This window comes from uncultured Gelidibacter sp. (assembly GCF_947500795.1).
GTDB lineage: Bacteria > Bacteroidota > Bacteroidia > Flavobacteriales > Flavobacteriaceae > Gelidibacter.
The window spans coordinates 53,857-66,684 of the sequence record NZ_CANMTE010000001.1 but is presented as its reverse complement, the minus strand read 5'-3'; the positions used below and the strand labels follow the sequence as shown (position 1 = coordinate 66,684).

At 37.9% G+C, this 12,828-nt stretch carries 7 protein-coding genes; 6 read left to right on the top strand and 1 reads right to left on the bottom strand.

Features of this window, described 5'->3' with window-relative positions:
* Positions 1-11 precede the first annotated feature (11 nt).
* From Q0947_RS00250 to Q0947_RS00235, 4 genes are all read left to right on the top strand, one after another.
* The gene (locus Q0947_RS00250; protein WP_299389925.1) at positions 12-1,469 is read left to right on the top strand and encodes a RagB/SusD family nutrient uptake outer membrane protein; all 1,458 of its coding nucleotides are present in this window, start codon (positions 12-14) and stop codon (positions 1,467-1,469) included.
* Positions 1,470-1,704: 235 nt separating this feature from the next.
* On the top strand, positions 1,705-2,217 hold the full coding sequence (locus Q0947_RS00245) for a DUF3124 domain-containing protein (RefSeq protein WP_299389922.1): 513 nt from the start codon (positions 1,705-1,707) through the stop codon (positions 2,215-2,217).
* A 235-nt stretch (positions 2,218-2,452) separates the two neighbouring features.
* The gene (locus Q0947_RS00240; RefSeq protein WP_299389919.1) at positions 2,453-4,360 is read left to right on the top strand and encodes a S9 family peptidase; all 1,908 of its coding nucleotides are present in this window, start codon (positions 2,453-2,455) and stop codon (positions 4,358-4,360) included.
* Between the two features lie 89 nt (positions 4,361-4,449).
* A complete protein-coding gene (locus Q0947_RS00235) occupies positions 4,450-6,537 on the top strand; it encodes a DPP IV N-terminal domain-containing protein (RefSeq protein ID WP_299389916.1) in 2,088 nt (695 codons plus the stop codon).
* A 228-nt stretch (positions 6,538-6,765) separates the two neighbouring features.
* Here Q0947_RS00235 and Q0947_RS00230 read toward each other — a convergent pair whose 3' ends face one another.
* Entirely contained in the window at positions 6,766-8,013 is a 1,248-nt protein-coding gene (locus Q0947_RS00230) for a serine hydrolase (RefSeq protein ID WP_299389912.1), read from the bottom strand.
* A gap of 259 nt (positions 8,014-8,272) precedes the next feature.
* Here Q0947_RS00230 and Q0947_RS00225 point away from each other — a divergent pair, with 259 nt between their 5' ends.
* Both Q0947_RS00225 and Q0947_RS00220 read left to right on the top strand, forming a co-directional pair.
* Positions 8,273-11,275, top strand: a complete 3,003-nt coding sequence (locus tag Q0947_RS00225; protein WP_299389909.1) for a SusC/RagA family TonB-linked outer membrane protein — start codon at positions 8,273-8,275, stop codon at positions 11,273-11,275.
* Between the two features lie 27 nt (positions 11,276-11,302).
* A complete protein-coding gene (locus tag Q0947_RS00220) occupies positions 11,303-12,649 on the top strand; it encodes a RagB/SusD family nutrient uptake outer membrane protein (protein WP_299389906.1) in 1,347 nt (448 codons plus the stop codon).
* Positions 12,650-12,828 lie beyond the last annotated feature (179 nt).

The window sequence follows — 12,828 nt, the reverse complement described above, 5'->3', positions numbered from 1 at the left end:
ACAACTGAAAAATGAACAATATAAAATCTGTCATAATTATTATTCTATTCCTTGGGTTAAGCTCATGCGATGCTGATTTTCTTGATGTTACCCCAAGTAATTCCGGAGATGCTTCAACATCTATCAAAACACTTGCTGATGCAAAAGTGATGTTGACCGGAATTATGAGTAACATGACTTCCTCAAATTATTATGGTCGTAATTTCATATTATATGGGGACGCCAAAGGAGGAGATCTCACAACATTTTCAATGGGACGAGGTTTAGATGGCCTCTATTCCTTTAACCATTCACCAACCAGCGGATCGTATTCCGGATTCTGGAATAGCATTTACAATAGCATCCTTCAAACCAATAATCTAATTGTAAATATTGAACGCTTGGAAGCCTCTGGTGTGGAAGCTGATTTTAGCGATGTAAAGGGACAAGCCTTAACAGCAAGGGCATTAATGTATTTTGATTTGGTTCGCATCTATGGGAAACCTTATTCTTATGACAAAGCCTCCTATGGTGTGCCTAATATTCTTGAACCTTTAGATGCTTTAGCGCAACCATTGCGAGCTACGGTAGCAGAAAATTATAATCAAATTATTTCTGATTTAAAAGAAGCTCAGCCACTCCTTTCAAAAACCAAGAATAACGGGTATTTAAATTACTATGCCAACATGGCCATGCAAGCAAGGGTCTACCTTAATATGGAACAATATCCGGAAGCTCTTGCTGCCGCTCAAGAAATTATAGATTCTGGAGCCTATTCTTTGTATTCCAATTCTGAATGGGTCAATTCTTGGACTGGACAATTTGGATCGGAATCTATATTTGAATTGGCAATCCTGCCAAGTGAAGCAGATTTAGGCAACTCAAGTCTTAGTGTTTATCTGAGAAGAGCCGGACATAAATCGTCAAGTGCCATTGGTCAATTTATAGCTAGTGATTATTATTTGAACCGTTTAGGAGAAGACACCAATGACGTAAGATGGGGCGTCCTTGATTATGATGAAGTTGGCCCAACCCACATGGGAGCGAGCTACAAATATAGCGGGGACATTGCACTATCTGGCGATGGAAAGTCTACAGCAACAGCAGTAAATATTAAAGTTATTCGTTTATCTGAAATTTATCTGATTGCAGCCGAAGCAGCATTTCATTCAGACAAAGCTTTGGCGGCCACGTATCTTAAAGCGATTAGAAAACGAGCACCTAACTTAGCTCCTGCAACCGCGGAGACCATTAGTATCGATATGATTTTGGATGAAAAAAGTAAAGAATTGTTCACTGAAGGACAACGATTTTTTGATATGTTGAGATTGAATAAGCAAATCACCTTTAATGACGATCTTGGAGGAGTGCCAATTTCGACTAGAGAAAAAACAATTGATCGCACATTTTACAAAACCGTGTTACCAATTTCTCAGGAAGAGATCAATGCGAATCCTGAAATTGAGAGTCAACAAAATCCAGGATACTAAGAGTATATATTTTCGTTATATCGAAATTAATCAATTACCACTTGGATACACCTAATGTGTACCACCAGAAAGCCTAATAAATCGTAAGATTTTTTAGGCTTTTTTTCATTTAAGTCATCTCCATAATGCAGAACTGTATCTAACTGAAAATCAATGCATTTTCCTAAAAATCCTGTATTATTCTTTATTATATTTGTTAGACGGCGCAAGACACTGAAGTTTTTGACCTCTACACATGAAAAATCTCCCTATCATTCTTTCTGTCTTCGTTAGTGTATTGGTGAGCTGCGACACTAAAAAACCTTACGATAAAACCGAAACAATTTCTACAAAGCACCATTTGGGCAATACCATCAAAACAGAAGCAGAATTCAAGATAAAGAAGGTCTATGTTCCAATATATTCCCACATCTATCAGAGGACGAGGAATGAAAGAACATTATTGACCTCTACATTGAGTATTCACAATACTAGTGAAACCGACACTCTTTTTATTAGTCGAATAGATTATTATAATACTAAAGGCAAGTTGGTGCGAAAACACATTAAAGCTCCTATTTTTTTAAATACGCTTCAAACCCTTGAGTATATGGTTGATCAAGGTAATGAAACTAGTGGTTCTGGAGCCAATTTTATCATCGAATGGTACGGTAGCGAAAAACTTAACCCAATATTTCAGGCCGTCATGGTTGGTGGATTAGGGAATAAATCGTTTTTATTCACCACGGAAGGCGTTGAAATTGAATAAAACCTTAAATATTCCTTTTTACTAAAAGTCCGCATTCATAAAGAAAGTCACGGGGTTTCACCGTGTAATTTCCTCATATTTTCAAAATGCATTTATAGCAGTAATAAACAGCGCTTCACTCCCCCATCTCAAAGGAATTTTATAAATTTAGCATCTTTATGAAAATCATATTTTTTCATTTCGAAATATGGATTCTCTGTCAACCAAAAACCATTCAATTATAAACAAATCAATTATGAAAAAGGCACTTCTAATTATGAGCTTAATAGTAAGTAGTAATGCAGTAATTGCACAACAAAAAATGACACCTGAATTATTATGGAAGGTACAGCGCTTAAGCGTTAAGGGACTAGACAAAGCAGGTTCTACTATTTATTTAGAGGTAAAAACACCAAACATTCAAGAAAATAACTTCGACTCTAAATACTACAAAATGCCCGTCAATGGAGGTGAAATGGTCGAAATTGAAAAAGATGATGTTAATGCAATAGACAAAAACATTTCGCCAGATGGAAACTACAAACTTTTTCATAATGAAGTAGCGATTGAGAACATCAAAGGCAGCGACGTTTACAAAGAATTGGAGAAATCTGATGTTTATATTTATTCAGATCTCGATATTCGTCATTGGGATACTTGGCAAGACGGCAAGTACAACCATGTGTTTTACAAAAAAGTTGGTACTGAAGATGAAGATGGCACAGACCTTATGCCAAATGAACCACACCACACGCCACAGCGTCCTTTTGGTGGCGACGAAGATTATATCTGGTCTCCAGACAGTAAAGACATCTATTATGTGAGTAAGAAATTAAAGGGCAAAGCCTATGCGACGAGCACCAATACGGATATTTACAAATATAATCTCGAGACTAAGTCCACTATAAATATCACGGAAGACAATAAAGGTTATGATACCCATCCTGCTTTTTCCTCACAAGGCGCTTTGGCATGGTTACAAATGAAAACTGATGGTTACGAAGCAGACAAAAACGACATTATTGTACTTAACAATGGTGTTAAACAAAATTTAACCGAGCGATGGGATGGTACCGTGAATAGTTTTTTATGGAGTAAGGATGGAAACGACATCTATTTCACGGCGCCGGTTGATGGCACTGTTCAACTTTTTAAAGTGAATTATCCGGGTAGAAAACGAATCGCGCCTGTAGTAGAACAACTTTCAGAAGGTCAATTTGATGTGACTAGCATCATTGCCCAAAAAGACAACACGCTGTTGGTAACGAGAACCGATATGAATCATGCCGCTGAAATTTTCAGTTTTAACTTAAAGAGCAAAAACTTTAAAGCCTTAACCAGCATCAATCAAGATTTATACAATGGTATTGATTTGCCTAAAGTTGAAAAGCGCTATGTAACTACTACCGATGGAAAACAAATGTTAGTTTGGGTGATTTTACCTCCAAACTTTGATGCTTCTAAGAAATATCCTACGTTGTTATATGCGCAAGGCGGACCGCAATCAGCCCTATCACAGTTTTATTCTTACCGTTGGAATTTTCAATTGATGGCTTCTCAAGGCTATATCGTCGTGGCGCCTAATCGTCGCGGGATGCCGGGCCATGGTGTGGAATGGAATGAAGCGATTAGTAAGGACTGGGGCGGCCAAGTAATGGACGATTACCTTTCAGCAATTGATGATGTTGCAAAAGAGCCATATGTGGATAAGGATCGCTTGGGTGCGGTTGGTGCAAGCTATGGCGGTTACTCTGTATTTTATTTAGCAGGTATTCACAACAAACGTTTTAAAACGTTCATTTCTCATGATGGTGTTTTTGATACCCGAACCATGTATGGCACCACAGAAGAGCTGTTTTTTGTGAACCACGATTTTGGTGGCCCGTATTGGGATAAAGATAATATGACCGCACAAAAGGTTTACAACGAATTTAATCCGATTACTAATGTTTCTAAATGGGACACGCCTATGTTGATTATTCAAGGCGGGAAAGACTACCGTGTGCCAATTGAGCAAAGCTTAAGCGCTTACCAAGCCGCACAATTATTGGGCATCAAGAGCAAACTGTTGTATTTCCCTGAGGAAAACCATTGGGTGCTAAAACCACAAAATGCGTTGGTATGGCAAAATGAATTCTTCAAATGGTTGAAGGAAACATTATAAGAGACAAACAACACATCTTGATTCTTGGCTCTTTGTTCATTCCAAATGCGCTAGGGTCTTAATTCATTTAAACTTTTAAAATAAAATACATGAAATTTAACCTATTTAAAACATACATTCATTTGTGCATACTGACATTATCAGCAATGGTGTCGGTCAATACAGGTTACGCCCAAGGGAAAATAAAAAACATGCCAGGATACGATCAGTATCAAAAAATGGCGCCACAATTATACAGTTCTGTGCCAAGAATCTCGTCAAATGTGGTGTGGAGTGACGATGGAAAACGTTTCACATATCAGGAGGGTGATATCGTTCATACTTTTGATGTCAAAAAAAATAAAGTCATCAAATCAGAAGCGTATAAAACTTCACCAAGAACATCAAACAGAAGACAACAACGACCAGATAGAGGAAGGCAATATGCATCAGCAATCTCGCCAGATTCTACTTTAAAAGCGTTTACAAAGGATAGAAACATGTACCTCAGCAATCCTGATGGTTCCAATGTTATCGCCATTACCGAAGATGGTACTACTGAAAACCTAATAAAATACGGAATAGCGACATGGGTTTATGGTGAAGAGCTTGGTCAAAACACCGCCATGTGGTGGTCTCCAGACAGTAAAAAAGTAGCCTTTTACAAATTTGATGAGAAGGATGCTCAAATGTATTATGTGCTGTACCATCAAACTAAAATCCAAGATTCATTGGAAGTGGAAGCCTATCCAAAAGTAGGCGCTAAAAACCTCCCGGTCGACTTGATGGTGTATGATTTAGAAACCAAAAAAATCATCACGCTCGATACGCGTGACGGCAAGCCGTTTAACGATGGCGAACTTGGTACTTATTTATATGACATCGAATGGTCTCCAGATGGGAAGGAACTGCTTTTTCACAGTACTAATAGAAAGCAAGACATTATGGAGTTTAAAGCCGCCAACCCTGAAACTGGCAAGACAAGAGTGATTGTAAGAGAAGAATGGCTTCCAAGTTTTACAGAGAATTCGCCAGAAATCTATAAGCTAAAAGACAAAGAACATTTTATCTGGGCATCGGAAAGAAGCGGATTTAAAAATTATTACCTCTACAATTTTAATGGCACTTTAGTCAACCAACTGACCAATCATAATTTTGAAGTTCAGCGCATTGTTGACGTTGATGAAGCTAAAAAGCAAGTGTACTATATGGCCGCAAGTGGCGAAAACCACATGAAATCCCAATTGCACCGCGTTAATTTTGACGGGACAAATGATGTGCGCTTAACAGATCCGGCTTACAATCATAACGTCAATCTATCACCTACAGGGAAACATTTTATTGATATCGCTCAAACCCATAACATCCCTCCGGTGATGCGCCTTGTGGACGACAAGGGAACTATTAAGAAAGAACTTATAAAAACCGACTTGACCAAATTCAAGGAATTAGGCTTCAAAACGGTTGAAGTGTTCGAATTCACATCTGCAGATGGCGAAACCCAATTGCACGGAATGATCCATTTTCCATCAAATTTTGACCCTTCAAAAAAATACCCGTTAATATTAAGCAACTACGGAGGCCCTGGAGTAAACGCCTTTAGAGAAACCTTTCAGTTTCCAAACGCCATCACCGAATTTGGCTTCTTAGTGGTCAATATTGACGGTAGAAATGTTGGAGGACGAGGCAAAAAAATGCTCGACAAATTATACGGCAATTTAGGCATTGTTGAAATGGACGATTTTGCAGCTGGCGTCAAATCCTTATACAATCGCCCGTATTTTGACACCACTAGAGTTGGCGTATACGGCACGTCTTACGGTGGCACTGTTGCAGCGATGAGTTTGTTAAGATTCCCTGATGTCTATCATGCGGCGGTTGCAAATTCTGCAGTAACCGATTGGAGGAACTACGACAACATCTATACGGAGCGCTACATGAACCTTATTGAGAACAATCCGAAAGGCTACGAAGCTTCTAATTTGATGAATTACGCGAACGATTTAAAAGGGGAATTAATGATTTTTTACGGTACCAACGATAATAACGTGCATCCATCAAATTCTTTGCAACTGATACAAGCGTTACAAAAGGCTGAAAAGAGTTTTGAAGTGCAAGTGGGTCCTGATAAAGGTCATACTGCTGTAAACTTCAACCGAATGATGGAATTCTTTATTCAGCATCTAATTATGAAATAGAATTTGGATTGGTCGAAGTCTAATTACCGGAATGACGACTTTCATCCATATTAAAGTAATATATCTTCATTATAAAAAAAAGCTTAACGCTATTGCTCTCAAATCAGAGGTTTACGTTAAGCTTTTTTATTTCTATAAATTTTTCACAAGGCTATTCTCCGAATTGCATAGCTTTTCCTTTAACAATTCTTGGGTTTCATTAAAATACTATTAAGGACTTATTCAATCCTATTTATGAGTGCAATAATCCATCACTGCTTTAAAAATCTGCGCCCTAATTTTATTGAGATTATAATAAGTCTGATTTGGTAATAATCCCATGTTCTGACGGTTTACTAATAACACAACTGATATATCATATTGCGGAATAACGGCGATACTTGTTCCCGTAAAGCCGGTATGTCCATAACTTCCTTTTGGGGCATTCTTCATAAACGAGCTAGAAGTGTCCATTACCCACCCTAATCCATTCTTAAATTTATCTTGGGTTAAAAATAAGTTGATGGTTTTTTCAGAAATAAATTGGAGATTTCCCACCTGTCCTTTGTGCCTCAACATATCTACTACTTTTTGTAAGTCCGAAACTGTAGAAAAAAGTCCAGCGTGTCCCGATACACCATTGTTGGCATACCAAGCATTGCCATCATTTACTTCTCCCTTTAAGGTATATTTACGCCATCCATCCCATTGATTAGGATTGATGCTATCAATAGCAAACCCAAGAGCCGAATCAGAGACCATTCTTCTTTCATAGGGATTGCCATGAGATGTCGCGGCTATTCTTAACTCAGATCCATTTTTTACCGGATTGAACATAGTGTGTTCCATACGAAGTGGCTTAAAAATATGCTGATCCATAAATTGTTCTAAGGAAAGTTTGGATACAATTTCAACGATCTCTCCTAATACGATAAACCCTAAATCGCTATAATGCCTACCGATTCCAACAGGATATTTCAAAGCAAGATCATCAATTAGCTTATAAACTTCATGCTTGTCATTTGAAAAATAATATAAAGGATACCATTCATAAAGCCCTGAAGTATGCGTCAGTAAATGCTTAATGGTTATTTTGTTTTTCTCCGGAGTATCAAATCCCTTAATATATTTTGCGACAGGATCTTCAATATTTATAAGCCCCTTATCAACCAACAGCATAATAGAAGTAGTGGTGCCAATAACTTTTGTAAGTGATGCAATATCATAGAGATGTTCGACACTCGTTTTTTCAGGATTAGCAAGAGTTTGCTGATCATACCCCTTAAGAGAGATATATCCATAGGCTTTTTTATGAATCTCTTGATTCCCTTGCTTTACCAAAATAACCGCCCCGGGTATTTCAGAATTATCTGCAGCGGCCTGCAATATAGCATTGATCTCAGCCGCAAGAACTTCTGTTTTATTCCTGTTTTGCCCAAGAGAGATAGACTGAATTAAGAGCAATAAAACCAGTGAACTAAATATTTTAATGGGCATACACGTTATATTTTGAACTATCCCTAAAGATATCTTTTTTTCCGATTAATATTATACACCTATTTCTTCAAGAATAACTCCTTCTAAAATCGTCTCTCACATCCATAAAAACAGCAATTTAATAAAGCGCAATTTTATGCACATTTTGATTAAAAAATCACAATATATTAACAAAAATAGACATAAAAAGCGCATATAATAGCGTTAATTTTGATTTTATTTCATGGTTTTAACCTAACTAACAAATAACTCTATTCAAATGAAAATAACCAATCAGACGCTCTTACTTGCTAAGAGATTTCGATTTTTAAGCAGCTTTTTGCTGCTGTTCATGTTTGGCTTTGCAGCTCATAGCCAATCGACTTACACATTACGTGGTAACGTAAAAGATAATTTAGGCGGCCCGGCAACGGGAGTTACGGTTCAAATAAAAAACACCAATCATGGAGCCATAACCGACCTAGATGGAACTTATGAGATGAAAGCACCTATTGAAGCAGGAAGTTACACACTTGTTTTTAGATCTTTAGGATTGGCAACCAAGGAGGTTAAAATCACTTTAGGTCAACAGACTGATGTTGTAACTGATGTCGTAATGACTGATGACATTCTGGGTTTGGACCAAGTGGTCATAACGGGAGCAGGAGCTTTAACAGCTAAAAAACAACTTGGAAATACCATTTCAAGTGTTAAAGGTTCGGAGATTTCAGAATCAGGCGCTACTGATATCACTGGAGGTCTTTCAGGAAAACTCTCGGGTATTCAAGTAACTCAAAATTCAGGCGATCCAGCTGCAGGTATCAGCGTTAGGTTAAGAAGCGCAAGTACAGTTAATGGTAGTTCTGACCCTTTGTATATTATTGATGGTGTTATTGTTAACAATAATTCTACCGATGTTTTAGGCACATCTAGTGTTGTTCAAAACAGGTTATCTGATATAAGTCCACAAGACATAGACCGAATTGAGGTTATAAAAGGTGCAGCTGCAGCAGCTATATATGGGTCTCGAGCAAGCAATGGTGTGGTGCAGATTTTTACAAAAAAAGGAAAATCGGGCAAACCAGTTATTACGCTTTCTACTAGCATGAATTTTAATTCCTTAAGAAAGAAGCGCGATTTCAATCAGGAACCATTTGATTGGTCTTCTAGTGATATTACTAACCTCAACAAAGTTCCCGTAACACGATATGACTACCAGGATATGGTGTTTGAAAATTCAATGGGAACGGATAATTATGTTTCTATTTCTGGAGGGAGTGAAAATACAGATTATTTTGCGTCCTTTTCATATTTAAATAATGATGGAATTCTTAAAACTACTAACTATGAAAGACAAGGAGGAAGAATTCGGGTCAATCAAGTTATAAATGATTGGGCTTCTGCTTCTATTGGAACATATTTCTCAACAAGCAATAGTCAAGACCAACCTAATGGTGGTTATGTTGCAGGGATACTACCAACAATCTTATTCACAAACAATACGATAGATCCGAACCCAGATGCAGAGGGTAATTACCCAACGATGACATTCTATCCAAATATTTTGGAGTACCTAAATACCTTCGATTTCAACCAAAAGAACAATAGAACCATTAGTGATTTACAGCTTAACTTAAAACCTGCAGATGGACTTAAAATCACCTATATTCTTGGTTATGACAATTCAGAATCTATCGGAAATTCGTATGTACCAATTGGAACTACCACAATGACAATAGGTAATGCAAACACTACGACAGTTAGCACAAAACAATTTAATAGCGATTTAAATGGGTCATTTGACACTGACATTAATGATGACTTTAAATCAACCACTACAGCAGGATTTTCTTGGCAATCAGATCAAACTATGTATCGCTCAATTTCCGGAAGCGGTCTGGCTTTAGGCGTTAAAACCACCAACGGTGCGGCTTCAATTTCTACCAATGAAAGTAGAAGCGAAAGATCATTTTGGGGAGGATTTTTACAACAGACATTTGGTATAAGTGGAAAATTATTCCTGACCGGAGCGATAAGATTAGATGGATCTTCGGTATTTGGAAAAGATGAAAGAAATCAATTTTATCCAAAAGCAAGTATGTCTTATTTAGTTTCGGAAGAAGATTTCTGGAAGGACAATTTAGGGTCATCAATCAATAGTTTTAAGGTCAGAGCCGCTTGGGGTCAAGCTGGAAATTTAACGGCCATTGGTCCATTTGATAGGTTATCCAATTATTCAGCCATAAGTATTGACGGAAGTTCTGGGTTAATTGCCCCTACTCAATTGGGTAATGCTAACCTTAAACCAGAAAGACAGACGGAATTGGAGTTTGGTATTGATATGGGATTATTTGACAACAGAATAGGTTTAGAGTTAACCTATTACAAACAAGATATTGAGGATCTTTTATTGGCAAGAACCTTGTCCCCTTCTACAGGTTTTGGATCAAGGGTAGAAAATATTGGCATTATGACCAATAGAGGTTTTGAAGCATTGATTACAGCCACTCCTATTCAAACCAACGATTTTAGTTGGACAGTGACAGGAACGTATTCTACAAATAAAAATGAAGTAAACAATATTGAAGGAGAGCAGTTTGGCATTGGAAACTTTGGATTTTCGGTTGCTAAGAACGGACAACCTTTAGGGGTTTTCTATCAAGGTTTTTACGCAAGAAATCCTGATGGCACGTTGCTTTTAACTCCTGGAGGCTTACCTCAAAGAGAGAAAGGTTCACTTGATGCCAACGGAAATCCTGTTCCAGAGAGAAATGCTTCAGGGCAACCTAGTGGTGCAAATTTAAGCAAGGTTATTGGAGATCCGAACCCTGACTTTACAGCAACGCTAACTAACGAACTGAAATATAAAAACTTCTCATTCAGAATGCAGTTTGATGCTGTACAAGGTGGTGATGTTTTAAGTTGGGACACACGTATGTTCTACCGTTTTGGTGGAGGTCCGGAAACAGCTAAGGAATTAAGAGGCGAAAGCGTAAGAGGCACAGGCGCCGCTAAATTTGGAATTGCAGAATCATATGTTGAAGATGGATCTTATATCAAACTTCGAGAATTGTCCACTTCATACTTATTAAAGGATCCTTTAAAAGGAGTGAATAGTATTAAATTCACAATTTCTGGGCGTAATTTGTTCTCAATTGACGATTTCTCAGGTTATGATCCCGAAGTTAATATGGATGGGCAAAGTAACGGTTCAAGAGGAGGTGTTATGGGACTAGTTCCAATTCCTAGGGTTATTAAACTTGGTCTCGTAGCTACGTTTTAAGTATCATAATCAATAAATTTTAAAAAGATGAAACATATAAAAATATATACAATTATAGGTGCTTTGCTTATTGGTAGTAGTCTCTTTACTGCTTGCGACACCGAATTTGAAAATCCGAACAACCCAACGGAAGATGTTGTTTTAGGGACTAAAGGAGGACTTTTTGCACTCGCTACTGGTGTCAGACAATACTATTCAGTGTTTGCATTGCGCCAAATAATAGAAGCCCCAGGCATTACCACCAGGGAATTGGGCGTAACCAATACCTTTTTGAATATTAATGAACTCGCCAGAGGAGGCGCTGAACTACCAAGTGAAAGCGGAGGTATTACAAACCCGTGGATCGTTTTTTTACGAGCTAAAGGAATGTCTGAATCATTGATTAATGGCGCTAAAACCGTTGAACTTTCTAGTGGAACCAAAAGTGGATTATTAGCTTATGGCAACTTATTTAAAGCGATGACCTTAGGTTCCTTAATTGAAATGTTTGAACAAGTACCCATCAACAACTCAGCTGATGGTGCCGCTCAATTTAGTGACCGTGCAACAGTACTGGCAACCTCCATTTCATTGTTAAAAGAAGCAAGGGATATATTGGCGACCACCCCAATGTCAGAAGAATTTAAATCGAGAGTGCTTTGGTCGGAATTTAATATGGAAAAAACAATCAACGCCTACCTTGCAAGATACGAATTGATGGCAGGGAATTATGACGGCGCCATAACCTCCGCAAGTGCCGTTTTAAATCATAGTGACGCTACCAATTCTATGTGGATTTATGACGCGAATAACCAAAATCCAATTTGGAACAGAACCGTTAATTCCACCGACTTAAAACCGCAAACAAATTTTGGATTATTGGGTGCTTATAAACCTGAGCCGGGAGATGGCAGAGTTGGTTTTTATTTAGGCGCTGATCTTGGATTTGCAAATGCAGATGCGGGAGGACAAGCCATAAGTGAAATGCTCGGCTTTTTTGCAACCAACACGTCTTCGATTCCAATATATCTTCCGGGTGAAATGCTATTAATTAAGGCAGAGGCTTACGCTAGAAAAAACGAATTAGGCAAAGCTGTTGAGCAATTGAATTTAGTAAGACAAAAAAATAATGACCCATTGGGCGTCAATGCCAACCTTCCTGCTTGGTCGGGCGACAACACCAACCAGAATGCTATTTTGGAAGAAATATACAAAAACAGAAGCATCGAGTTATTCTTAACGGGATTGAGATTTGAGGACAGTAAACGTTTCCATCCTAATTTCGTTGTTCCGTTAGAAGCGAATACCAAAAATGAAAGAAACAGGAATTATTATCCTTATCCGTCAGTTGAGCGTGAAAACAACCCAAATACACCTGCAGATCCATCGATTTAAAATAGTTGATAGATTGAATAGTAACATTTAATTAGAGAGGGTGAGCAAAAGCACACCCTCTCTTTTTTTTACCCCACATAACCGCGCATATGAGCGCTTTACGTTAAGCTTTTCTTAATTAAATCGGATTAAGACGTCAAAATCTTGGCTATCGCCTTATAAATCATAATTTTGCATCA